Origin of the sequence: Mucilaginibacter achroorhodeus, assembly GCF_007846095.1 — a bacterium.
GTDB lineage: Bacteria > Bacteroidota > Bacteroidia > Sphingobacteriales > Sphingobacteriaceae > Mucilaginibacter > Mucilaginibacter achroorhodeus.
The window spans coordinates 41354-64349 of the sequence record NZ_VOEI01000006.1 but is presented as its reverse complement, the minus strand read 5'-3'; the positions used below and the strand labels follow the sequence as shown (position 1 = coordinate 64349).

Here is a 22996-nt window from a genome sequence, read left to right as displayed (position 1 = left end):
CTGCATGCACCCCACGTGTAATTAATTTGTTACAATTAGAGGATTAGCTATCTTTGCCGAAAACCTAACTCTCAAATGACGTTTAGTTTGAACCGTGCAACCGCAGCACGTAACGCTATATATTTCCTCTGGTTTAGCATTAGCCTTTTCCTTGTTATTAAAACTGTTTGTTCGCATCAATCGCTTAATAACTACCTTATATTTAAGCATAATTTTCTGAACGTAACGCAACAGCTAAATCTATACGTTCAACAACCAGAATACTATTATGACCGTAATCATTACGGCCCGGTATTTTCGCTGCTAATAGCCCCATTTGCCTTGTTGCCTGATAGTATTGGGGTTGTGCTTTGGGTGTTCTTTAACGCTTTGTTTCTGTTCCTGGCTATCAAAAAACTTCCGATCAAAAGTAACCTGTCTGACTATATATTGTTGCTTTGCACTAACGAATTAGTGGGATCATCGCTTTACTTTCAATTCAACCCCAGTATAGCTGCATTTATTATTTTCACCTTTTACTTCATCAACACCAAACAAGATTTTTGGGCAGCACTCATGATCATGTTAGGTACCATGACTAAACTTTATGGCATCGTAGGCCTGGCTTTTTTCTTTTTCTCTGATCACAAACTGAAACTTATAATCAGCCTGATATTTTGGTCGGCAGTGTTGTTTGTGCTGCCGATGGCGATATCATCTCCTACATTTATTATGCAAACCTACCGCGATTGGTACTATGACCTTGTGGCGAAAAACACGGAAAACATGTCTTCAGAGATGCAGAATATCTCTGTACTTGGGATGATAGCAAGAGTATTTAAAATCAATAAACTCAACAACCTGGCAGTGATAGCTCCCGCACTTTTACTTTTCCTGCTGCCTTACTGTCGGATCAGCGCTTATCGTTATACCGGTTACCGTTTATTGCTACTCGCCTCGGTATTGATATTTACAGTAATATTCAGCAGTTCAGCGGAATCACCAACTTATGTTATTGCTTTAACCGGTGTAGGTATCTGGTTTATGAACCTGAAGCGGCCAGTAACCAAATTTGAGATCTTCTTACTGGTGCTTGCTATAATTTTAACGAGCTTTTCTACCTCAGACATCTTCCCGGAGTTTTTGACCATGAATTATGTAAACCCTTACCGCCTAAAATCGCTACCCTGCCTTATTATCTGGCTTAAAATAATCTGCGAAATGCTAACACGTAATTTTGAAGCCGAAGACAGAATTGTAACCGCATCGTAAGGATTACGTGAGAAATAATAGGTGATTAAAATTTTATCTATATTAGTAACTTAAATGTTACAAATTTTAAAATAGCTGTATCACTTGCTTGGTAATTAGCGTAATGTTTAATAAAGTATTAATCACCCCTATCGAATAAACCAATGCCCACCCGCAAATTAATATCTGTAGTTGTGCCTGCACATAACGAGGAAGGCAATATTAGTGAACTTACTAACCATATTATAGATCTATTTAAGCCACTTGATTACAGTTACGAACTGATATTTGTAGATGATGGCAGCGAGGATAACACGCTAAACGAGATCAAGCTTAATGCTCGCCTGCAAAGCAATGTTTATTATGTTGAGCTTTCAAGAAATTTTGGTAAGGATTATGCCCTGAAGGCTGGGCTTGCCCTTGCCAAAGGTGATGCAGTAATAACCATTGATGCAGATATGCAGCATCCGCCCCAGCTTATCAAAAAAATGCTGAATTATTGGGAAGATGGTTTTGATGTAGTTTATACTTACCGCGAAACAGCGAACAAGCATGCACAGATTTACCAGCGCATAACATCTAAACTTTTTTATAAGGTTATTAACGCCCTTTCTGACGTTAAATTAGAAAATGGTATTGCCGACTATCGTTTAATAGACACAAAGGTTGTTAAGCAACTAAAAGAACTTGATGAATCTGAGATATTCTTTAGAGGGATTGTAAAATGGGTTGGTTTTAAACAGATAGGCTTCCCATACACGCCATCTAAAAGGCACATGGGCAACGCGAGTTATTCGTTTTTTAAGCTGCTCAAATTCGCCATTGGTAATATTATGGCCTTTAGTCCGCGCCCATTGTATGTATCAGCCGGCATTGGGCTTGGTTTTGCAGCATTAGCTATTTTATATTTTCCATATATATTGATCAGTTACTTTGAGGGGTATGCAGTACCCGGCTGGGCCTCTCTTATCGCTTCTATTGAGTTTTTGGGTGGCATGCAATTGTTCCTGCTCAGCGTCATCGGCATTTATGTGGGTAAAATATTTGCGCAATCTAAGAACCGACCAAGCTACATTATTCGGTCAACAAATATAGTCACAGCGGCACGTCAAGAATTGGATTTCCCGCTTAACTGATGATCTTACTTGGTTTTGATCTTGAAGAGTTTGATCTGCCTATTGAGCTTGGCAAGGAAATAAATTTTGATGAACAATTAGCTGTTTCAACAATTGGCAATGCCGCGGTCCTGGCATTATTGAAAAAATATAACATCAAAGCCACCTTCTACTGCACGGCTAATTACGCTGACCACAAGCCGGATGTGATAAAGCAAATAATAGCAGATGGGCACGAGGTGGCTTCTCACGGATATTACCATTCCGCTTTTGCTACCGAAGATCTTTTGCGGTCGCGACTAAGATTACAGGAAATTACCGCCGACGCGGTTACAGGATTCAGGATGCCGCGCATGATGCCGGTTGATGAGGAAGAAATATCTAAAGCAGGTTACGTTTACAACTCATCATTAAATCCTACCTGGCTACCGGGGCGTTATAATAATTTTGATCAGCCTCGCACATACTTTTATAAAAGTGGAGTATTGCAACTACCGGCTTCCGTTTCGCCGTTGTTACGCATACCATTATTTTGGTTGAGCTTTCATAACCTGCCCATGTGGCTCCTTAAAAGCCTTTGTTCTTCAACCTTAAAAAAAGACGGCTACCTTAACCTATATTTTCATCCCTGGGAATTTTTTGATCTTGCAACAAAGCCACAATATGGCCTGCCCTCTTATATTGTCAGGAATTCAGGGCAAAAACTTCTGAAAAGGCTTTCCGAGATTATAGAAGGGGCACAGAGCAAACAAATTGCATTTGGCCGCACCGGTGATTTTGTTGAAACGTTTATAAGATAGATCCGCTTATCTTATTTTTGTAAGGCACCATATATTTCTGCAGATAGCAAACCGCTACCACCCCCAAAATGCTGAACGACCTTTACTTTTGGGTTTAGCGCAATAAACTCCTCCCGCAATTTTGCTTCAGATTCGGCTTCAACACCTGCGCCAATTAATACCACATTATGTTTGGTTAGCATAAAAGCTTTAACAGCTTCGTCATCACTCTGGCAGCCTGTGGCATGCCACTCCGGGTTATTGTTGATCAGCCTTACAACTGTCGCCAGAATATCCGGATGGCGGCATACCACCAATATCTCACACTTTTTCATCATCAAAATTCCATTGGTACTTCCATTAACAAAAACTCAGCGTCGGTTTCAGCAGTGATCGAAAACTGATCAGTATCCCAGATCCCTAAACCATCGCGGGTGTTCAGTAGCACATTGTTTACGTTAACATCCCCCTTTAAAACAAAAACGTAAACGCCCTGTCCCGGTTTGTGCATTTTATATTCTGTTGTTATGCCTTTATCAAATTCGCCGAGGTTAAACCAGGCATCCTGGTGGATCCATACCCCTGCATCATCCGGGTTAGGTGATAATACCTGCTGTAATTTATTATGGCGATCCTCAGCCTGCAAGGTAAGCTGATCATACCGTGGTTCTACATTACGCTTATTAGGGAACACCCATATCTGCAAAAACTTTACCTGGCTGTTAGCTGCTTTATTGTACTCACTATGATAAATGCCGGTGCCGGCGCTCATCACTTGTATATCCCCGTTTTTGATCACAGCAACGTTATCCATGCTGTCGCGATGCTCCAAGTCGCCCTCCAATGGTATGGATATGATCTCCATATTATCATGCGGGTGTTCGCCAAAACCTCTGCCACCGTCAACACTATCATCATTCAAAACTCTCAGGGCGCCAAAATTTATCCTTTCGGGATTGTAATAGTTAGCGAAACTAAATGTATGATGACTTTTTAACCAACCATGGTCTGCAAAACCACGGGTTGCTGCTTTATGCAATACTGTTTGTGCCATTGTAATTGTTATTTGTTGATACAAAGGTACATTCTGCTGCACTGCTTACACTTAATGTAGGTTAAGTGTGAGGTTAAAAAATATTTGTCGAGTACATGGTTGGCTTAAAAGAAAAAAATTGCCCTTGCGAGGCGATTAGAAATTAGTGGAGAATATCGGAGTCGAACCGATGACCTCTTCCCCGAACGCTTTCGGGGCAAGCAAGCGCTCATTTTGCTGCAATGAGCCATTCGATATATTTTCTGCTTTTCTTCTTTTGATTCCAAGTTCGCGGCTACGGGCATCGTCTCTTGAAGAAAATGCTTCTGAATATACTAATATCCAATCATCCGCCTTTGATGTAAATGTTGAAACTCCCGATTGTGCTGCTTCAACCTGGTATTCAGATTCTCTGTATGACCAACGTAGTATTTGTCCAGCCTTTCAGAATAAATGATGTAGCAAAAATATTCCATAAAAAAATCGCCCTTGCAGAGGCGATTTAAAATTGGTGGAGAATATCGGAGTCGAACCGATGACCTCTTCCCCGAACGCTTTCGGGGCAAGCAAGCGCTCATTTCGCTGCGATGAGCCATTCGATATATTTTCTGCTTTTCTTCTTCTTAATTTCAAATTCGCGGCTACGGGCATCTTCTCTTGAAGAAAATGCTTCTGAATAAACTAATATCCAATCATCCGCCTTTGATGTAAATGTTGAAATACCCAAATTGTGCTGCTTCAACCTGGTATTCAGGTCCTCCGTATGACCAACGTAGTATTTGTCCAGCCTTTCAGAATAAATGATGTAGCAAAAATATTCCATAAAAAAATCGCCCTTGCAGAGGCGATTTAAAATTAGTGGAGAATATCGGAGTCGAACCGATGACCTCTTGCATGCCATGCAAGCGCTCTAGCCAGCTGAGCTAATCCCCCGTGTGGGCTGCAAATATATCATTATGTAAGTAAAATGGAAAAGAATTTTTAGTGTAGATATCCGTTTACTCAATATTATCTTTCATATTCTCCTCTTCCAGGTCAAGGCGGTTCTCTATCAGGCGGATCACATCATCATCAAAGCCTTCTTTTTTGCGGAAGTAATGGAGTTTACTCCTCTCCTTTTCGGTAACGGCTGTCATAATTCGTCTATATTCCTTAACCAGTTTGTTGGCCCACTCTCTTTCTCCGTCACCTTTTACAGAACACTCCAGCAGATCAATCTTATTTTTAACAAATTCGTACTTGTGCAATAGCAATGGGTTGCTTTGCATTTGGTCGGCGTATTTTTCGTCCATTTCTGCCACGGCGGTATTCATTAATTTTAATTCAATCTCTACTATCTGCTGGTCGTCTGGTCTTTGGTCTATACCTTTATCGGGTTTCACTATCCTTATCACCCACGGGAGTACCAACCCCTGCCCCACCAGGGTTACAACGATGGTAACAAAGGTGATGAACAGTATTAAGTTGCGATGCGGAAACGCCTTTCCGTTTTCAAGCAGCAAAGGAATTGATAGTGCCGATGCTAATGATACTACACCACGCATACCTACCCACCCAACGATCAAGGGATTACGCCAGCCCGGATTGCTTTGTGCAACTGTAATGTAGCGGCCCATAAAACGTGTAAATACCCCAGTAAATATACCGGCAACCATCCTGGCAACTATCACCACTAAAGATATTACCAATGCAATTACGAGCGCAGTACCCATATCAACAGAGCCAATGCCTTTTGCTATGTCCGGCAGTTGCAATCCTATCAAAAAGAAAACAACAGCATTCAATATAAATACAATTGACGACCATAGCGCCCCCGACCGCAGCCTGCTGCTATGCGAAAAAACAAAGTGATTTTGGTAGGCGATAAACAAGCCCCCGCTAACAACTGCTAATACACCTGATGAGTGAACCGCCTCTGCAGTAATATAAATGATATAAGGTATAACCAAGGAAATGGCTATGTCCAGATCAACAGTTGTGGGCAGCCATTTATATATGGCGTAAAATATCAATCCGAACAAAAGCCCGATGAAGATACCCGACATAACTACCAGTATAAAACCACCTGCTGCTGCCCCCCACGTAAAGTGATTGGTTAAAATTGCCGCCAAAGCAAACCTGAATATGGTTAAGCTAGTAGCATCATTCAGCAAACTTTCACCTTCTAATATGGAGACCATGCCTTTAGGCAGCTTTACGTATTGCAAAATAGCCGTGGCGGCTGCGGCGTCGGGCGGAGATATAATAGCCCCTAACAAAAATCCCTGCTCCATAGTAAAGCCCGGAATAAGCCAATGGCTTACAAACGCTACGGCAATTGCTGTGAAAAGTACGAAACCTATAGACATACCACTGATGATACGGCGCCAACGCCATAACGCCTTTAACGACATATTTTGCGCAGCATCATACAATATAGGCGGCAGTATCACCAGGAATACAAGATCAGAATCGATATGTATGATAGGAACAGCGGGAATAAAGCTGATCAATAAGCCCGCAAGGGTTAAAAAAATAGGGTAGGCAATCTTCAATCTGTTGGCCAGCAGAACCAATAATGATACGCTGAACACAAGCCCAAGGCACAGCACTAAAACCGAGTGAGTATTTTCCAATGGAGGTGAATTTTGGTTTAAGATAATCAAATATACATCGTGATGCATCACTGCGAAAGATACTGGACTAAATAACAGACAACGACTATGAAAAGTTTATAAAAAAGTAAAGCCCCTGATGGGCAGGGGCCTTTACTAACCAATTATAAACCTAAATTATGAGAAGACTTTTTATTAAATTTTAATAGTGTAAAAGTAACACTATCTTTTTAAATCAGAAAATAAATTTTGTAATTAAATTGTAACCTTTTGATTTGCAACCTAATTATTTTATCGCTCTCGCAACGATGAAGCAAATATATTAACATTCATCAAAATAATCATAATTTTTTCAATAAAAACTTAAAATTTATCATATAAAAGCTGAGATAACTTGTTATTAACATTAATTTAACCAATAAATAGTAATAAATGTTTAATAAAGTGATTGATTTGCTAATTTTTACATCATTTTACGTGCTAAAGCTGCATAATTGATCAGTTTAAATCATAAATAACCAAAAAATTTCAAAATAATAGCGTTTGGTCGTAAATACTTCCCCTATAACAGAAGATTACAATACAACCCTACACTTGATTATTCAAAACCGAACACATTTATAATTGATTTGCATCATTTTTTTAATGTTGAGAGTACATTTTTGATCACGTGGTATTGCTAATACTAAAAACCCATTTCTGAAACGGTTTAAAATCCACTCAAATTATCTAATATCAACGTTCACTTAGATATTTTTCACTTCTCGCAATTTTTTTTCTCCGATTTGGAATTTTTGGCATTCAATTGGAACAGCATATATCAAACAACGTTACTATGGCTATCGATAACATTATTGAGAAAAACGGCGACGAAAAGGAATGGGACAACCCAGGAGAGCCGGAGAAAACCTCAGACAGCCGCGACGAGGAGCAAGTGGAAAGGCAACACAGAGAGGCAAAACGCAGGCACGATAATTTGACTGAGAACCAGGACGAAGAAGAAGACAAAAACAAAGACAAATAACTATAACTGAATATAAAAATACTTGAACTATGAAAACTCAAAAAACAGCAACAAGCAAATTAGTTAACCGTTTCGATAAAGAGCTAATGAACATTTTGATGAGTGATCTAAAAGCGATCAAATCAAAAAAAGCAGCTTAATGATTTAAAACATCTACACTAAAACTAAAACAAAAACACTCACAACAAAATATTCACCTATGAAAACCTACAAACAAGCTACCAGCAAATTAGTTGCGCGTTATGATAATGAGTTAAAGAACTTGTTGATGGAAGACCTAAAGGCTTTCAGAGAGCGTAATCAATTCTCAAGCAACAAACAGAAGGCTGCGCAACAACAGTTGTCAGCTGCCTGATCTACCATATATCATCTATTCTATTTTAAACATTTCACCTTTGAGAGACTTAAGGCTCGGCTACCAGATAGCGGAGCCTTATTTTTTTGAAGCATACTTCAAAATAAGCGAAGCAGTTTTAGCAGATGCGCCGGGCAGGCCCATCCGCTCATCAAGAAGATCGTAATTACGTAGCATTTCGGTCCGGTAAGTATTATCGTTCAGTAATTTATCCAGCTCTGTAGCGATAACCTTTGGATTACAATCCTCCTGTATTAACTCTTTCACCACCAGTTTATCCATAATAAGGTTTACAAGTGATATAAATTTAATCTTTACCAGCATGCGCGCTATGCCAATGGTTAAAGCATTTCCTTTATATAAAACCACCTGTGGCACGTTAAACAAAGCGGTTTCTAAAGTAGCAGTTCCGGATGCTACCAGCGCAGCTTCGGCATTGCAGAGAATATCATAAGTGCTATCGAATATAACGGGCACGTCGGCACCGTTTAGATATTGCGTATAGTAATCAGCATTAAAGGAAGGCGCACCTGCAACAACCAACATAAAATCCGGAAACCTTCGGGCAGAAGCTACCATATCAGGCAGTAAGCGACTGATCTCCTGTTTCCTGCTACCGGGAAGGAAGGCAATGATCTTTTTATTTTGGAGATTATGCTTCTCTCTAAAGTCAGGATCAGGGGTAAATGCATCAACAGCATCAAGCAGCGGGTTACCTACGTAGTCTATATCCATTCCCCACTCCTTATAAAACTGCACTTCGAATGGTAAAATACAGAACAGATGGTCTACAATGCGTTTGATTTTCAAGACACGCTTTTGATTCCAGGCCCACACTTTTGGTGAGATGTAATAACAAACCAGTAAATTATTTTGCTTTGCAAACTCCGCTATCTTCAAATTAAAACCCGGAAAATCTATTAGTACGAGAACATCTGGCTGATATTGCAGTATATCTTGCTTACAGGTGCGCAGGTTTTTGAGGATCGTTTTCAGGTTAAACAGCACTTCTACAAAACCCATAAAAGCCATATCCGCGTAGTGTTTTGCCAGGGTGCCACCTTCGGCCTGCATCAGGTCACCGCCAAAGTATCTAAAATCTGCATCAGCATCGCGCTCCTTCAATGCTTTCATCAAGTTTGCCCCGTGCAGATCGCCCGAAGCCTCTCCGGCTACCAGGTAGTACTTCATACTTAATGAAATTTGAATATGGCAATTAACAACATGCACACAAAAGTGGTCATCATAATTCCGCGCGAGGTTAGATCGAAATGTTTACGGGCAAAATAACGCAGCATAACCAGGTTTAAGCCTATGGCTATCAGGTAAGGGATTGCAGGTTTATCCATAATAATGGCTTCATTCCTTAAAAATATTACAAAAATGAGCCATAACACAAGTGGCGGCAATGCAGCCAGGCCAATTCCCAGTAAAGTGCTGTTGCGGTTAAACATTAAATTTCCAGCTGTTTAATACAGGTATTGCATGGTGGGCGGTCATATCGAATTGTACAGGCACTACGCTTGCATAATTATGATCTAAAGCCCATACATCAGTGTCTTCACCATTATCGTTGTTTTGAAAAACACCGGTAAGCCAATAATAAGGTCGGCCGTGCGGGTCTTTACGCTCATCAAACTCCTCGGCCCACTTGGCGTTAGCCTGCCTGCAAACTTTTATGCCTTTTATTTGAGCGCCCTGCGGAAAGTTAACGTTAAGCACCGTACCGATAGGTAACCCGTGCGCTAAAACTTGGGAAGCTATTTCCTTAACAAATTTTATGCATGGCTCAAAATCTGCCTGCATGGTATAATCATCCAAAGAAAAGCCGATAGACGGTATGCTCTCAATAGCGCCCTCGACCGCTGCCGACATAGTACCCGAGTAAAGCACGTTTATTGAATTGTTGAGCCCATGATTAATGCCCGATACACATAGGTCGGGGCGCTGACCTTTAAAAACCGAGTTGACGGCAAGCTTCACACAATCCACCGGGGTACCGCTGCAGCGGTAAGTCTCAATACCATCGTAAAGTTCTATCTTATCCAGGCGAAGTGGTTTACCAATGGTGATAGCATGCCCCATGCCCGATTGCGGACTATCCGGCGCTACCACTACCACGCGACCAAGATCTTTCATGGCGTGCATCAGGGCTTTTATGCCCGGCGCGGTTATACCATCATCGTTTACTACCAGTATATTAGGTTGCTTGCTTTTCATCGCCACAAAAATAGCGATAATACAAGCTACAAAACAGCTGTATTTTAAATAATGCGGTTAACACCAGGGATGCGCACCACCAAGCCGCCCAGTGAAAAGCTGATGATAATGCCAAGCGGCGCAAGTACTAAAAGCTTATAAACAGGGTCGACCTGCCAATTGATCAAAAGCATTGACAATGAAATCAATACAAAGGGATGCAAAATATAAACAGCAAATGCGGAGCGCGACAAACTCCTCATAAATTTAGATTGCGTATTCCATGTATGCTTGCAGATAAAAAGCAATGCAACAATTATCGCCACCCCTGTAAACTGCTCCCAAAAAGCATACATTGCAGCCTCTAAATGCAAGCCCCCGTTAAACCATTCTGTCGGATTGTTCAACGTCACTTTGATGGCATACATTGCAGGAAACCCAATAAAGATAGTTGCCACAGCAAACCATGCCATCAATTTCCCCTGTTTATATTCCGCTTGCGCCAGCCAGTTATTGTTTGCCGCAATGAGGCCAACTACAAAGAGTAAAATGTATTGCGAAAAATGCCCCAATTGGAAACCAAAAGGCTGTAATGTCCATCCTATCGGAAAAATAATACGCACCAAAAAGGTTATTATGGAAAGCACTCCTGCAAATAACAGCATCATTGGTACGGAAGGTGCTTTAAATACCAGCGACTTATCACCTGCTAATTTAACCACAAGCACGTATACTATATTGAATAACAGCAATGCCCATACAAACCAAAGCACACCAAATTGGATCCAGCCATCATATCCGGTTAAAAATTGCATAAATGTTATTGGATGCTTACCGGCATACCGATACACCATAAAATTCATGATGGGGAATAAAATGAACGCATAGAAAACTAATGGAACACCAAAGCGCAACAACCTATCGCTCAAAAAGCGCAGCACACCTTTTTTATAATATGATGCCGGTACAAACAATGCCGACAGCAAAAAGAAACAACCCATAAAGAAGGATTGGTTTACGGCTACAAACAAGGTCATGGGTATTACGGCAGCAGCCTTTGCTGTTTTCTCTGCATAATACCAGCCACCCGGTGCGCCATAGGTTATAAAGGCGTGATGTAAAATTACCAGCACTGTGAGCGCTACCTTTATATTATCAACGTATACGATCTTAGGTTTTGAAGGTTGGCCCGCGGCCTGTGTTTGCGGCATGCTGGCGCCAATATAGAGAAATTACTCCACCTTGAAATTAAGCTGATTTACCCATATCGCATCACGGTCAAAATTGCTTTTGAAATTATTAACGATGTATTTTTTATCAGCTGCAACCGCCTTGTTGTAGACTTCTTTGCCGTTGATAATAACCTTAATCGGTTTAGTCAAATCAACCATCTTCGGGCTTATCTTTAGAGCTACCTCCGCTGCACAGGATGTTTGCAGCGTAAAGACGTTGTTTGTGTAAGAAGCTTTTACAACGGCGCTTTTAAGAGGCTGATAGTAATTATCGGTGTACCACACGCCCTGTCTTTCAACAAAATAACGATAAGTAATTTCAAATGGCTTATACCAATTAGTGCTTGGGCTAATGGTATCTGCCTTTAAAACAGTTAGCCAATCGCAAGAATTGTAGGGACTATTTTGCGTAGTCTCTAAAAAGATGGTGTGTTGATAAGCGTCACGGATATTTGCCTTCATAAACTTGTCGGCATTGGGCGCGTCAATTGCCAAATGCTTATCCCAATGCTCGTACCCTTGATATTCTTTATAGCTAATGCGGTTGTCGAACGTCTTAATCGAATCTATGATCTGTCGGTTGACGTCTATTCTTCTTAAAGCATCCCTATCTGAATGCACCTCGTAAAGCGATCGGTTTTGAATATTCCGGATATAATAATCATGCGCAAAAAGGTTCTTAAACATAGTGTTGTAAGCCACCACCGCCGCAAACTGGCTCGGCTCATAAACACCTAAACCTATTGCACCATCGGCACCATCTGAGTGGCCAAAAGCATAAACACGATTATCATCAATATTTAACACCTGTTTAAGCGCCGCCACAATGTTGGCCAGCCTCTGATAAGTAAGATTGAATTGATACGGCCCGCCCCCTTTACGAAATATGCCACCCCAAGTAAAACCTTTGGATTTATCTGCCAGCGGCTGTATCACTATGTAGTTATTAGCCTTCAGCGGATCGGCAAGTATACCCTCATCTGCATCAGCCAGGCTATCAATAAGGTTGAACTTGCTTACCGATACCGCACCATGTAACTGAAACACACAGGCAGAGCGTTGTGTGTTTTTATAATTCGCAGGCACGTAAACCCGCAAAGGTATTGCCCCCAATATAGTATCCTGGTAGTAAAACTTGTAATTACAACCTGTTTTGTTTAGCGCTGGGTATTGGTTGTAACCAGCCAATAGTTTGGCAGTTTGTTCGGCATTTATAGTCTTATCAGCCGCAATGCGATCTATAATTTTCGAGTTCTGTGATTTCGATAGTTCGGGGAGGTCTTTTTGTGCGAAACCGAAAAACGGCAGCACAAAAAACGAGAAGATAAGGATTTGGATTCTCATGTTAATAGTTTAGCTAAACCAAATGACATGGAAATAAAGAGTTCGTTGCACAAAAAAACCATCTCGGTTGAGATGGCTTTTAATGATATTCTGGATTTACAATAAGTAAGCTAACTAAATAGCTCGGTTTGCTTTTTAACCATTACAGAACTTAACTCCGCCATTAGAATCACAAACATGCGAAGCAGTGTCGCATGCAGGAGACTGCATTTCAATAGTACTACCATCATTACAAGTGTAAATTACAGTGTGAAATTTACCTCCAGAAACGTTTTTCATCTCTTCTCTTGTAAGTTTTTTTAGATTTTTCATGCTTTGTGGGTTTTATTTTGCTTGAAGCTACAAATACCGTATAATAAAAGCAAATAAAACTCAAAGCAAATCTTATATTAACTTCTACAATATCAAGAATTTACAAAGTCCAAAATATCAGCATTGATTGTAGCTGCCTCAATTGTTGGCATACCATGCGGAAAGCCCGGATAAGTTATGAGCTTGCCGTTCTTTAAAAGTTTAATGGCTTTTTTTGCCGAGTTATCGATAGGGACTATTTGGTCATCTTCGCCATGTAATACCAGTACTGGTATGTCAACACTTTTCAGATCTTCGGTAAAGTCGGTTTCAGAGAAAGCCTTTATACCATCATGGTGGGCAAGCACGCTTCCCATCATACCCTGTCTCCACCAGTTTTTACGTATACCTTCAGAAGTTTTAGCCCCCTCACGGTTGTAACCATAGAATGGAATGGTAAAATCTTCAAAGTATTGCGGCCGGTTAAAAGCCGTGCCCTGGCGTATCTCATCAAAAACAGACAAAGGGACACCATCCGGGTTAGCTTCGGTTTGCAGCATTAAGGGAGTCACAGCGCTTATCAATACTGCTTTGGTTACAATACCTTTTCCATATTTAGCTACATATTTGATCACTTCGCCGCCGCCGGTTGAATGGCCTACGTGTATAGCATCTTTCAGCTCAAGAAAATCATAAAGTTCGGCAGCATCATTTACATATGTTTCCATATCGTTACCTGTAGCTGTTTGGGTTGATCGGCCATGCCCCCTGCGGTCATGTGCAATTACCCTGTAACCTTTCTGAGAGAAGAACATCATTTGTGCATCCCAGTCATCGCTTGATAATGGCCAGCCATGGTGAAAAACAATTGGTTGCCCTTTACCCCAGTCTTTGTAATAGATCTCGGTTCCGTCTTTAGTTGTAAATTTCATAGTTTTTGAAATAAGTAGAAATGATTAATTGAGGTTATAGTTAAAGTTTGCAACATCAGGTAACAATAAATCCTGATGCGTCAATTAAAACTTTCAAATATTCCTCACGGCTCTAATTTAATCAAAAAAATAAAGGCCTTGCGGCCTTTACATTATTAAATTATAAACTCTTTAACCAGTCTATTAATCCTTCGCGGGTTTTACCGGTTTTTTGCTGGAGACGGCCAAGGGTTTCATCATCTTTACCTTCTTCCCATTTAAGGTCGTCATCAGTAAGATCTGCATAAGCTTGTTTGATCTTACCTTTCAACTCGTTCCATCCGCCTTTTAATTCCAATTTGTCCATTGTGTGTTTCTCCTTAATTTAGATGTATAAGAAGAACAGGCGGGCAGGTGTTTGGTTTGGAGAATGGCAAATAATAGATATGTCATTGCGATCCGCCGAATGGCGGAGAAGCAATCTCGTCGCAAGCAAATCCTAAACGCGAGGAGATTGCCACGTCGCTGCGCTTCTCGCAATGACATGTTAGATATCTCTTACAACGCCCCCGCCTTTATCTCATCTACCACAGCCGGATCAAGCAACGTTGAGGTATCCCCCAGGTTAGAGGTATCGCCTTCGGCTATCTTCCTCAAAATACGACGCATGATCTTGCCCGAGCGTGTTTTTGGCAGGCCGCTTACAAACTGGATCTTATCGGGCTTGGCAATTGGGCCTATGATGCGCGATACGGTCATGATGATATCCTTGCGGGTTATCTCCTCATCGCCGTGTTTGCCGGGGCTTACCACAAAAGCGTAAACACCTTGGCCTTTAATATCGTGCGGGTAACCTACCACGGCACTTTCTACTACGGTGCTGTGCATATTAATGGCGTTCTCTACCTCGGCAGTACCAATGCGGTGGCCGGATACATTCAGTACGTCATCCACACGGCCGGTTATGCGGTAGTAACCATCCTCATCGCGCAGACAGCCGTCGCCGGTGAAGTACAGGTTTTCATAAGTTGCAAAATACGTTTGGCGGCAACGCTCGTGGTCGCCATAAGTGGTGCGCAGCATGCCAGGCCACGGGAATTTGATACAAAGGTTGCCGCTTACGCCGTTATCTTCAATCTCTTTACCGTTCTCGTCAACCAAAATTGGTTGCACACCAGGTAGTGGCAAGGTTGCGTAGCCGGGCTTGGTTGGCGTAACACCTGCAATAGGCGATATCATAAAACCGCCGGTTTCGGTTTGCCACCAGGTATCAACAATTGGGCATTTGCCATGACCGATCTTTTCATCGAACCAGTGCCATGCTTCTTCATTGATAGGCTCACCTACAGACCCTAATTTGGTTAAGGAACTCAGATCTTTGCCTGCAACTACCTCATCACCAAAACTCATCAACGAGCGGATGGCCGTAGGCGCGGTGTATAGTATATTTACTTTATATTTTTCTACAATATCCCAAAACCGACCGGCATTTGGCCAGGTTGGGATACCCTCAAACATCAGCGTAGTAGCGCCCTGGCTAAGCGGACCATATACTATATAAGAGTGGCCGGTTATCCAGCCAATATCAGCTGTACAGAAGTAGACCTCTCCGGGCTGATACTGGAATGCGTTGCTGAAGGTGTAACCTGTGTAAACCATGTAGCCTCCGCATGTATGCACCACGCCTTTTGGCTTACCGGTTGAACCTGAAGTATATAGAATGAACAGCATATCTTCCGCGTCCATTTCTTCAACCGGGCACTCAGGGTTGCCTTGCGTTTCAACTTTTTTCACCTCGTCTTCCCACCAAACATCCCGGCCTTTGATCATTGATACAGGGGTGTGGCTGCGGGTGAGCACTATCACACGCTTAACAGAAGGACACTGTACCAGCGCGTCATCAATGGTTGATTTTAACGGAACTTCTTTGGTTCCACGATAACTTCCATCTGCGGTTACGATGATATTGCAATCTGCATCCTTTATACGGTCTGCAATGGACTGTGCCGAGAAGCCACCAAAAACTACTGAATGGATGGCACCTATACGGGCGCAAGCCAAAACGGCAATAGCGAGTTCCGGAACCATTGGCATATATATACAAATGCGGTCGCCGCGTTTGGCCCCGTTATTTTTAAGCACATTTGCAAACTGGCACACCTTATCATGTAACTGCCGGTAAGTCAATACGCGATGATCTTCGGTAGGGTCATTAGGTTCCCAGATAATGGCAGGCACGTCGCCGTTCTTCTCCAGGTGGCGGTCAAGGCAGTTCTCGGTAATGTTGAGTTTGGCTCCTTTAAACCATTCCACTTTTGGTTCTTTAAAGTTCCATTCTAAAACTTTATCCCATTTTTTGCGCCATTGAAAATTGCCGGCTATTTCTTCCCAAAATTGCTCAGGCTGCTCAACGCTTTTTCGCCAGGCCTGCTGGTACTCTTCAAATGATTTAACTTGCATAATGTGGTTATAATGGTGTGCGTAAATTAGTTATTTTTAAGAAAAAAGCTAATTCATATTATAAGCTTTTTAAAAAATTTTAAAAAGCTTATTTCAGCACTTGTCTTTTTGCTAAAAGGTTTTACTGACGCTAATATGAGGATATTTTGATGACAAACGCAAATCAAATCCTCATAAACAGAAGTATCTGGGCGAGATTTTTGTTTTCGCGGGATGCCATTTACATAGATAAACTTAAAGCAAACGTTTGCGCTGTTTTTAGGAAAGATAAAAAATATGTAACCCGTTTTTACAAGACGCATCTTATTATATATGAAATTAAAAACCATTTTAATCTGCATTTACGCATTTGTTTGTGCCGGTTTTGTGAAGGCCCAAGCTCAGGTTTTAGATACTATGGTAAATACCGGGACGTATAGCCTGCATTTTCATATCATTAAAGGCAAGGGACTTCCTATCCTATTTGAATCGGGCGGTTGTGATGGTGCGACTGTTTGGGACGGCATCACAGCAATGCTTCATAAAGATCTAAATGCAACTTTAATAACGTATGACCGCCCCGGCTTTGGTAAAAGCGGACTGGACACCAATAAAGTTGGTGTTATAAACGACATAGAAGGGCTTGAGGTTGGATTGAAGAAGTTAGGTTTTGATAAGAGGTTATTTATGGTGACGCATTCGCTTGGCGGGAGTTATACGATGGTATTTTCGGCACGGCATCCCGGTTTAATAAGAGGAGCAATTTTTATAGATACCAGTACACCTTGTTATGTAACGCCTCAAAAATCTCAAGAGGTTTTGACCTCATACGCCACAAAAATGGACTCCTTTAAAAGAGAACTGCCAGGCGTGTACTACCTGCTTAAAAGTTACGCAGAGACGGGCTTAAGAGCCGCCGAAGCTGCGCCAAAAGCAAAAATGCCGATAACGGTTATCGGGTCAGATGTACCGCCATTCAACAGTTCGGATAACCAGGCCTGGAAAAATTGCTTAAGATTGTTTGCCACCGAACGCCCTAACCGGAAATACATTCTGGCTAAAAATACCCACCGCTGTGTTTTTTAGATGATCCGCAATTGGTAGCAGATGAAATTGTTACGCTTTACAGAAAAGTACAAACCAGGTAAAGCCAAGCCGTAATTGATGTTGATAATATTTTTAAATATTTTGTTTACACTATTGCCTTTTTCACTTAAAAGCCTGATATTTGCAAACTCTTTTTAGAAGAAGGGTAAATAAAAAATATTTGTCATGTCAAGAATTTGTGATTTAACAGGAAAAGGTTACATGAATGGCCACAACGTTTCTAACTCAAACGTTAAGACCAAACGTAAATTTTATCCTAACTTAAAACTTAAGAAGTTTTATATACCTGAAGAAGATAAATGGATCACTTTAAAAGTATCTACTTCTGCTATTAAAACAATCAGCAAAAACGGTATAACCGCTTGTATCAACAAGTTTGTAAAAAAAGGTTCAATATAATTGCAGCCAGCGATTGGGAGAGCAGTGATGTTCACCGAGACCTGTAGCAGATAAAAAATACATCAAGATGGCTAAGAAAGGTAACAGAGTTCAGGTAATTTTAGAGTGCACAGAGCACAAAACCAGCGGCATGCCAGGTATGTCTCGCTATATTACCACCAAGAACAAAAAAAATACAACTGAGCGTTTAGAGTTGAAAAAATTCAACCCTGTATTGCGTAAAGTAACAGTTCACAAAGAAATTAAGTAATTTGGTTGAAGTTTAACCGTTAATAGGTTTACTATTTCGATTACACTACAACGTAAAAACATAATAACATGGCAAAGAAAGTAGTTGCAACCCTGAAAACAGGTAAAGGAAAAGAATTTTCAAAAGTTATTACAATGGTTAAGTCGCCACGTACCGGTGCTTATTCATTCAAAGAGCAGATCGTTCCAAACGATAACATTAAAGATGCTATTGCAGGTAAACTGTAATCACTTTTGATAAAAATATAAAAGCCGTCTTGTTTACAACGAGAGGGCTTTTTTTGTTATAAGTTCGTCTGGAACCAGAATTTACAGAATTAAAGAATTTACTGAATGCTTTAGCTCTTCAAGTTCTGATAGATAGAGTAAATTCTGAGATCCTAAAATTCTGTAAATTCTGATCACCTATGGGATTATTTGATTTTTTTAAAAAGAAAGAAACCACGCAGGAAGAGAAGCAGGTACTGGATGCCGGCCTCGAGAAAACTAAAGACAGTTTCTTTTCTAAAATAACAAAAGCTGTCGCAGGCCGCTCAACAGTAGATGATGATGTGCTGGATGATCTGGAGGAAGTACTGGTAACATCAGATGTAGGCGTTACTACTACCTTAAAGATCATTGAGCGTATACAGGCCCGCGTTGCGCGCGATAAGTATGTAAGTACATCTGAGCTGAATACCCTCCTTAAGGACGAGATACAAAAGCTACTTGCCGAAAACAACAGCAATGATTTTCGCACCCTTGAATACGGCGACCATAAGCCCTATGTAATTATGGTGGTTGGGGTAAATGGTGTTGGCAAAACTACTACCATTGGCAAACTTGCTCACAAACTAAAGCAAGCGGGTAACCAGGTTGTATTGGGGGCGGCAGATACCTTTCGGGCGGCAGCAGTTGACCAAATAAAACTTTGGGGTGAGCGCGTTGGCGTTAAGGTTGTAGCACAGGCCATGGGCAGCGACCCTGCTTCTGTAGCTTTTGATACCCTGCGCTCGGCAGTAGCCAATGGTGATGATGTGGCAATTATTGATACTGCTGGTCGTTTACATAATAAGGTGGGCCTGATGAATGAGCTAACCAAGATCAAAAACGTGATGCAGAAGGTTATCCCAGGTGCTCCGCATGAGATCTTATTAGTTCTCGATGCCTCAACCGGCCAAAACGCCGTTGAACAATGTAAACAATTCACAGAAGCTACCGCAGTTAACGCCCTGGCTTTAACCAAGCTTGACGGTACCGCAAAAGGTGGCGTGGTAATAGGCATATCAGAACAGTTCAAGATCCCGGTTAAATACATCGGCGTTGGTGAAGGTATTGATCACCTGCAGTTATTCGACAGGCAGGAATTTGTGAATAGTCTGTTTAATTAAGTAAATAAGGATTTGTCATTGCGAGGAGGTACGACGAAGCAATCTCGTCGCTTGCAGATCATTAACGCGAGGAGATTGCCACGCTATCGCTCGCAATGACATAGTGAGATACAATGAGGACTAAAGAAATAAGTAAGCAACTAAAGCCAACAGCTAAGCCACGTGTAAACGTGGTTACCCTGGGTTGCTCTAAAAATATTTACGACAGTGAAGTACTGATGGGCCAGCTTAAGGGCAACGCCTTTGATGTGGTGCATGAAGCTGATAAAGTTGGGCAGAACGACATTGTGGTGATCAATACCTGTGGTTTTATTGATAATGCCAAGCAGGAATCTATCGATACCATCTTACAATACAGCGAACTTAAAGAGCAGGGCAAAGTTGGAAAAGTGATAGTTACCGGTTGCCTTAGCGAGCGCTACAAACCCGAGCTGGAAGCTGAAATTACCAACGTTGATGCCTATTTTGGCACTAACGATCTACAGAATATCTTACAAAACATCGGCGCTGATTATCGCCACGAATTGATTGGCGAGCGTTTGTTGACCACTCCTTCGCACTTTGCATATTTTAAAATTGCCGAGGGTTGTAACCGCCCATGTTCATTCTGCGCTATCCCGCTAATGCGTGGTAAACATGTGAGCACGCCAATAGACCAATTAGTTAAAAATGCGGAGAGCCTGGTTGCCAATGGCACCAAAGAACTGATATTGATTGCACAAGATCTGACTTATTACGGCTTAGACCTATACGGCAAACGTAACCTGGATGAGTTATTACGCAGACTGAGCGATGTAAACGGTGTAGAATGGATAAGATTGCAATACGCCTATCCCGCAGGTTTCCCGATGGAAGTACTGGAAGTAATGAACGAGCGCGACAATATCTGTAAATACCTGGATATGCCGTTGCAGCATATCACAGATAACATGCTGAAATCGATGCGCCGTGGGCTGACCAAGCAAAAAACTATTGATGTAGTGAACGAGATCCGCGACCGGGTGCCTAACATTGCTATGCGTACCACATTAATTACAGGCTATCCCGGCGAAACCCAGCAGGATTTTGAAGAAATGGCGCAATGGGTTGAGGATACCCGCTTCGACCGCTTGGGTTGTTTCACTTACTCGCACGAGGAAAAAACCCATGCCCACACTTTGGTTGATGACGTACCTGAGGAAGTAAAACAGGAACGCGCTGATGCAATTATGGAAATCCAGCAAGGTATCTCTTACGAGAAAAACCAGGAGAAGATAGGCAACACCTACAAGGTGTTGATCGACAAGAAAGACGGCGGCTATTTTGTTGGCCGGACAGAGTATGATTCGCCCGAGGTTGATAATGAGGTATTGATAGATGCCAGCGTGAATTACGCAGCACCTGGTACTTTTGTTAATGTAAAGATAAACAGTGCCGAGGACTTTGACCTTTATGGACAAATTGTAAAATAAAACCGTTTGCAGCGGCGCCTTGTTGGTATTCAGATATTAAAATCTAATTTCGACGATTAACTTTGAATAGGGTAACGCTTTGTTGCCTGGCATTAGACTCACCCCGACTACACTACGCTGGTCGACCCTCTCTGCTCAGCAAAGAGGGTAAGAAACGAAATCCCTCTTTACGCGCAGCGAAGAGAGGGTGGTCGAGCGATAGCGATGACCGGGTGAGTTGATTTAAGCCATGCATTTACAATGTTGCCGCCAAATTGACGATAAATGGAAGCTGCCTGTATTGACTATAAAGACACGGGGTTATTCTCCCAAACGGTGATCGATTACCTGGAAGATGTCCCGGAGTTACGTTCATTTTATGGTTACAGGCCAACGCTACAGGGCTTTGCTGAGTTTTTCGATAACAAAAAGGTTACTGCAAACCGCACCTTACTTGCCGAGGTTTTAACTGAACAATACTTCGGTAAAGGTGCCGATTTCCGTCAGTTAGAATCACAGGAGCATGTTAAAGCCCAGATCGGACTTCTTAAAAACGATAACACCTTTACAATTACTACCGGTCACCAGCTCAATATATTTACCGGCCCGCTTTACTTTATTTACAAGATTGTAACGGCCATAAAGCTTTGCAGCCAGCTTAAAGAAGCTTTCCCTGACAAAGACTTTGTGCCTGTATATTGGATGGCTTCTGAGGACCATGATTTTGCCGAGATCAATTACACCAACATCGGTGGCAAAAAAGTGCATTGGTGGTATGAGGCTGCCGGCGCAACCGGCCGCATCAACCCCGATACCATGCGCCAGGCCATTAATCAATACAAGGGTGTTTTAGGTATTGACGGGCACTCATCTGAATTGGGCGAGATGGTGGAAACCGCCTACACCAAATTTGATAAGCTTGCTGATGCTACCCGCTACTTGGTAAATGCTTTGTTTGCGCGTTATGGGCTGGTAATAATCGATGCCGACGACCGCAGGCTTAAAGCCGAATTTGCACCAATAATTGAGCGCGACATTATAGAGCAGAACAGCTTTAAAAATATCAGCGCCGCCAACATCAAACTGCAGCAACTGGGCGTGCATATACAGGTTAATCCACGCGAGATAAATTTCTTTTACCTTAAGGATCAGCTTCGAGAACGCATCGTGTTCGAAAACGGCCGCTACGCGGTGATGAATACCGACATCACCTTTACCGAAGATGAGCTTAAGCAGGAATTACAAGCAGCGCCGGAGCGCTTTAGCCCCAACGTGGTAATGCGCCCTTTATACCAGGAGTGCATACTGCCTAATGCAGCCTATATTGGCGGTGGTGCCGAGGTGGTTTACTGGCTGGAGTTAAAATCGAACTTTGATTTCTATGGAGTCGATTTTCCGGTGCTGATCCTCCGCAACTCCGGGTTGGTTATCCGCAAGGAAACTGCTGCCAAAATTAAAAGCATGGAGCTCTCTCCTACACTGTTGTTTAAAAGCACCGACGAGATCAAAAACGATTGGGTGAAGAAACACAGTAACCATGACCTGAGCCTTAACGAGGAATGGCGCGAGTTTGAGCGTACGTTTGAAAAAATAAAACTGGCCTCGCATAAGATAGACCCTACCCTGCCCCCATCGGCAGCGGCCATACAAGCAAGACTGAAACATGCCATTGGCAATTTTCAGAAGAAACTCGTAAAAGCCGAAAAGCGCAATTATCAAACTCGTCTTGAGCAAATAGAACATATAAAAGAAGACCTATTTCCAAAAAACAGTCTGCAGGAACGTAACGAAAATTTTGGTTTGAGCTACGTAAAATGGGGACAGTTGTTTATTGACGAACTGGTGCGCAACTTTGAGCCTTTAGATTTTAAATTTACAGTGCTAACGGAGTAGCG

At 41.9% G+C, this 22996-nt stretch carries 26 protein-coding genes and 1 tRNA gene; 12 read left to right on the top strand and 15 right to left on the bottom strand.

From position 1 onward, the window contains the following. The first annotated feature begins 75 nt into the window (after positions 1-75). From FPZ42_RS15465 to FPZ42_RS15455, 3 genes are all read left to right on the top strand, one after another. Positions 76-1251: a glycosyltransferase family 87 protein gene (locus FPZ42_RS15465; RefSeq protein WP_146272730.1), complete on the top strand. Its 1176-nt coding sequence runs from the start codon at positions 76-78 to the stop codon at positions 1249-1251. A 143-nt stretch (positions 1252-1394) separates the two neighbouring features. Beyond that, positions 1395-2366 carry a glycosyltransferase family 2 protein gene (locus FPZ42_RS15460; RefSeq protein WP_146272728.1) on the top strand — a complete coding sequence of 324 codons (972 nt, stop codon included), beginning with the start codon at positions 1395-1397 and terminating at the stop codon, positions 2364-2366. Then, positions 2366-3145, top strand: coding sequence for a polysaccharide deacetylase family protein (locus tag FPZ42_RS15455; RefSeq protein ID WP_146272726.1), 780 nt, complete (start codon positions 2366-2368; stop codon positions 3143-3145). The genes FPZ42_RS15460 and FPZ42_RS15455 overlap by 1 nt, the downstream gene beginning before the upstream one ends. Before the next feature lie 11 nt (positions 3146-3156). On the opposite strand, the gene FPZ42_RS15450 is transcribed toward FPZ42_RS15455, so the two are convergent. The 6 genes from FPZ42_RS15450 to FPZ42_RS15425 form a co-directional block, all read right to left on the bottom strand. Then, on the bottom strand, positions 3157-3462 hold the full coding sequence (locus tag FPZ42_RS15450) for a hypothetical protein (protein ID WP_146272724.1): 306 nt from the start codon (positions 3460-3462) through the stop codon (positions 3157-3159). Then, on the bottom strand, positions 3462-4178 hold the full coding sequence (locus FPZ42_RS15445; protein ID WP_146272722.1) for a pirin family protein: 717 nt from the start codon (positions 4176-4178) through the stop codon (positions 3462-3464). The genes FPZ42_RS15450 and FPZ42_RS15445 overlap by 1 nt, the downstream gene beginning before the upstream one ends. A gap of 314 nt (positions 4179-4492) precedes the next feature. Next, the gene (locus FPZ42_RS19500; protein WP_391561010.1) at positions 4493-4633 is read right to left on the bottom strand and encodes a GIY-YIG nuclease family protein; all 141 of its coding nucleotides are present in this window, start codon (positions 4631-4633) and stop codon (positions 4493-4495) included. Positions 4634-4731: 98 nt separating this feature from the next. Continuing rightward, positions 4732-4980 (bottom strand): GIY-YIG nuclease family protein, encoded by a 249-nt coding sequence (locus FPZ42_RS15435; RefSeq protein WP_146272718.1) that lies wholly within the window; start codon positions 4978-4980, stop codon positions 4732-4734. Between the two features lie 36 nt (positions 4981-5016). After that, positions 5017-5090: transfer RNA gene (locus tag FPZ42_RS15430), tRNA-Ala, on the bottom strand. Between the two features lie 65 nt (positions 5091-5155). Next, positions 5156-6772: a Na+/H+ antiporter gene (locus tag FPZ42_RS15425; protein WP_222431594.1), complete on the bottom strand. Its 1617-nt coding sequence runs from the start codon at positions 6770-6772 to the stop codon at positions 5156-5158. Between the two features lie 814 nt (positions 6773-7586). Here FPZ42_RS15425 and FPZ42_RS15420 point away from each other — a divergent pair. Together FPZ42_RS15420 and FPZ42_RS19240 are read left to right on the top strand one after the other, a co-directional pair. Further along, positions 7587-7775 carry a hypothetical protein gene (locus FPZ42_RS15420; RefSeq protein ID WP_186458793.1) on the top strand — a complete coding sequence of 63 codons (189 nt, stop codon included), beginning with the start codon at positions 7587-7589 and terminating at the stop codon, positions 7773-7775. 199 nt (positions 7776-7974) lie between these two features. Then, positions 7975-8130 carry a hypothetical protein gene (locus tag FPZ42_RS19240; protein ID WP_186458792.1) on the top strand — a complete coding sequence of 52 codons (156 nt, stop codon included), beginning with the start codon at positions 7975-7977 and terminating at the stop codon, positions 8128-8130. 78 nt (positions 8131-8208) lie between these two features. On the opposite strand, the gene lpxB is transcribed toward FPZ42_RS19240, so the two are convergent. From lpxB to acs, 9 genes are all read right to left on the bottom strand, one after another. Beyond that, complete coding sequence (lpxB, locus tag FPZ42_RS15415) at positions 8209-9321, bottom strand: lipid-A-disaccharide synthase (RefSeq protein ID WP_146272714.1); 1113 nt, start codon at positions 9319-9321, stop codon at positions 8209-8211. Positions 9322-9323: 2 nt separating this feature from the next. Then, the gene (locus FPZ42_RS15410) at positions 9324-9584 is read right to left on the bottom strand and encodes a hypothetical protein (protein WP_146272712.1); all 261 of its coding nucleotides are present in this window, start codon (positions 9582-9584) and stop codon (positions 9324-9326) included. Further along, positions 9577-10350, bottom strand: a complete 774-nt coding sequence (gene surE / locus FPZ42_RS15405) for a 5'/3'-nucleotidase SurE (protein WP_146272710.1) — start codon at positions 10348-10350, stop codon at positions 9577-9579. Before surE ends, FPZ42_RS15410 begins: the two co-directional genes overlap by 8 nt. Before the next feature lie 44 nt (positions 10351-10394). Next, complete coding sequence (locus tag FPZ42_RS15400; protein ID WP_146272708.1) at positions 10395-11540, bottom strand: acyltransferase family protein; 1146 nt, start codon at positions 11538-11540, stop codon at positions 10395-10397. 21 nt (positions 11541-11561) lie between these two features. Next, positions 11562-12905, bottom strand: coding sequence for a hypothetical protein (locus tag FPZ42_RS15395; RefSeq protein ID WP_146272706.1), 1344 nt, complete (start codon positions 12903-12905; stop codon positions 11562-11564). A gap of 135 nt (positions 12906-13040) precedes the next feature. After that, the gene (locus tag FPZ42_RS19235) at positions 13041-13217 is read right to left on the bottom strand and encodes a bacteriocin-like protein (protein WP_186458791.1); all 177 of its coding nucleotides are present in this window, start codon (positions 13215-13217) and stop codon (positions 13041-13043) included. Positions 13218-13309: 92 nt separating this feature from the next. Then, the gene (locus FPZ42_RS15390) at positions 13310-14128 is read right to left on the bottom strand and encodes an alpha/beta fold hydrolase (protein ID WP_146272704.1); all 819 of its coding nucleotides are present in this window, start codon (positions 14126-14128) and stop codon (positions 13310-13312) included. A gap of 160 nt (positions 14129-14288) precedes the next feature. Continuing rightward, positions 14289-14474, bottom strand: a complete 186-nt coding sequence (locus tag FPZ42_RS15385) for a CsbD family protein (RefSeq protein WP_146272703.1) — start codon at positions 14472-14474, stop codon at positions 14289-14291. A gap of 191 nt (positions 14475-14665) precedes the next feature. Then, entirely contained in the window at positions 14666-16567 is a 1902-nt protein-coding gene (gene acs / locus FPZ42_RS15380; RefSeq protein ID WP_146272701.1) for an acetate--CoA ligase, read from the bottom strand. Between the two features lie 312 nt (positions 16568-16879). On the opposite strand from acs, the gene FPZ42_RS15375 reads away from it, so the two are divergent. The 7 genes from FPZ42_RS15375 (at position 16880) to bshC (ending at position 22994) form a co-directional block, all read left to right on the top strand. Then, positions 16880-17632, top strand: coding sequence for an alpha/beta fold hydrolase (locus FPZ42_RS15375; RefSeq protein ID WP_146272700.1), 753 nt, complete (start codon positions 16880-16882; stop codon positions 17630-17632). Positions 17633-17818: 186 nt separating this feature from the next. Further along, complete coding sequence (gene rpmB, locus FPZ42_RS15370) at positions 17819-18052, top strand: 50S ribosomal protein L28 (RefSeq protein WP_095705630.1); 234 nt, start codon at positions 17819-17821, stop codon at positions 18050-18052. 67 nt (positions 18053-18119) lie between these two features. Beyond that, positions 18120-18302, top strand: coding sequence for a 50S ribosomal protein L33 (gene rpmG, locus FPZ42_RS15365; protein WP_022830075.1), 183 nt, complete (start codon positions 18120-18122; stop codon positions 18300-18302). 68 nt (positions 18303-18370) lie between these two features. Continuing rightward, complete coding sequence (locus FPZ42_RS15360) at positions 18371-18529, top strand: DUF4295 domain-containing protein (RefSeq protein ID WP_095705631.1); 159 nt, start codon at positions 18371-18373, stop codon at positions 18527-18529. A 179-nt stretch (positions 18530-18708) separates the two neighbouring features. Next, positions 18709-19671: a signal recognition particle-docking protein FtsY gene (ftsY, locus tag FPZ42_RS15355; RefSeq protein ID WP_146272698.1), complete on the top strand. Its 963-nt coding sequence runs from the start codon at positions 18709-18711 to the stop codon at positions 19669-19671. 113 nt (positions 19672-19784) lie between these two features. Beyond that, positions 19785-21122 (top strand): 30S ribosomal protein S12 methylthiotransferase RimO, encoded by a 1338-nt coding sequence (gene rimO / locus FPZ42_RS15350; RefSeq protein WP_146272696.1) that lies wholly within the window; start codon positions 19785-19787, stop codon positions 21120-21122. A 264-nt stretch (positions 21123-21386) separates the two neighbouring features. Further along, entirely contained in the window at positions 21387-22994 is a 1608-nt protein-coding gene (bshC, locus tag FPZ42_RS15345) for a bacillithiol biosynthesis cysteine-adding enzyme BshC (protein WP_146272694.1), read from the top strand. Positions 22995-22996: the final 2 nt, after the last annotated feature.

Excerpts from the sequence above, each read along its gene's own strand:
- FPZ42_RS15435 (WP_146272718.1), bottom strand. The coding sequence starts at position 4,980 with ATGGAATATTTTTGCTACATCATTTATTCTGAAAGGCTGGACAAATAC.
- FPZ42_RS15360 (WP_095705631.1), top strand. The coding sequence starts at position 18,371 with ATGGCAAAGAAAGTAGTTGCAACCCTGAAAACAGGTAAAGGAAAAGAA.
- surE (WP_146272710.1), bottom strand. The coding sequence starts at position 10,350 with ATGAAAAGCAAGCAACCTAATATACTGGTAGTAAACGATGATGGTATA.
- rpmG (WP_022830075.1), top strand. The coding sequence starts at position 18,120 with ATGGCTAAGAAAGGTAACAGAGTTCAGGTAATTTTAGAGTGCACAGAG.
- FPZ42_RS19235 (WP_186458791.1), bottom strand. The coding sequence starts at position 13,217 with ATGAAAAATCTAAAAAAACTTACAAGAGAAGAGATGAAAAACGTTTCT.
- FPZ42_RS15375 (WP_146272700.1), top strand. The coding sequence starts at position 16,880 with ATGAAATTAAAAACCATTTTAATCTGCATTTACGCATTTGTTTGTGCC.
- FPZ42_RS15420 (WP_186458793.1), top strand. The coding sequence starts at position 7,587 with ATGGCTATCGATAACATTATTGAGAAAAACGGCGACGAAAAGGAATGG.
- lpxB (WP_146272714.1), bottom strand. The coding sequence starts at position 9,321 with ATGAAGTACTACCTGGTAGCCGGAGAGGCTTCGGGCGATCTGCACGGG.
- FPZ42_RS15460 (WP_146272728.1), top strand. The coding sequence starts at position 1,395 with ATGCCCACCCGCAAATTAATATCTGTAGTTGTGCCTGCACATAACGAG.
- FPZ42_RS15390 (WP_146272704.1), bottom strand. The coding sequence starts at position 14,128 with ATGAAATTTACAACTAAAGACGGAACCGAGATCTATTACAAAGACTGG.
- acs (WP_146272701.1), bottom strand. The coding sequence starts at position 16,567 with ATGCAAGTTAAATCATTTGAAGAGTACCAGCAGGCCTGGCGAAAAAGC.
- rpmB (WP_095705630.1), top strand. The coding sequence starts at position 17,819 with ATGTCAAGAATTTGTGATTTAACAGGAAAAGGTTACATGAATGGCCAC.
- FPZ42_RS15400 (WP_146272708.1), bottom strand. The coding sequence starts at position 11,540 with ATGCCGCAAACACAGGCCGCGGGCCAACCTTCAAAACCTAAGATCGTA.
- FPZ42_RS15395 (WP_146272706.1), bottom strand. The coding sequence starts at position 12,905 with ATGAGAATCCAAATCCTTATCTTCTCGTTTTTTGTGCTGCCGTTTTTC.
- FPZ42_RS15445 (WP_146272722.1), bottom strand. The coding sequence starts at position 4,178 with ATGGCACAAACAGTATTGCATAAAGCAGCAACCCGTGGTTTTGCAGAC.
- FPZ42_RS15385 (WP_146272703.1), bottom strand. The coding sequence starts at position 14,474 with ATGGACAAATTGGAATTAAAAGGCGGATGGAACGAGTTGAAAGGTAAG.
- FPZ42_RS15450 (WP_146272724.1), bottom strand. The coding sequence starts at position 3,462 with ATGATGAAAAAGTGTGAGATATTGGTGGTATGCCGCCATCCGGATATT.
- FPZ42_RS19500 (WP_391561010.1), bottom strand. The coding sequence starts at position 4,633 with ATGGAATATTTTTGCTACATCATTTATTCTGAAAGGCTGGACAAATAC.
- ftsY (WP_146272698.1), top strand. The coding sequence starts at position 18,709 with ATGGGATTATTTGATTTTTTTAAAAAGAAAGAAACCACGCAGGAAGAG.
- bshC (WP_146272694.1), top strand. The coding sequence starts at position 21,387 with ATGGAAGCTGCCTGTATTGACTATAAAGACACGGGGTTATTCTCCCAA.
- FPZ42_RS19240 (WP_186458792.1), top strand. The coding sequence starts at position 7,975 with ATGAAAACCTACAAACAAGCTACCAGCAAATTAGTTGCGCGTTATGAT.
- FPZ42_RS15455 (WP_146272726.1), top strand. The coding sequence starts at position 2,366 with ATGATCTTACTTGGTTTTGATCTTGAAGAGTTTGATCTGCCTATTGAG.
- FPZ42_RS15410 (WP_146272712.1), bottom strand. The coding sequence starts at position 9,584 with ATGTTTAACCGCAACAGCACTTTACTGGGAATTGGCCTGGCTGCATTG.
- rimO (WP_146272696.1), top strand. The coding sequence starts at position 19,785 with ATGAGGACTAAAGAAATAAGTAAGCAACTAAAGCCAACAGCTAAGCCA.
- FPZ42_RS15465 (WP_146272730.1), top strand. The coding sequence starts at position 76 with ATGACGTTTAGTTTGAACCGTGCAACCGCAGCACGTAACGCTATATAT.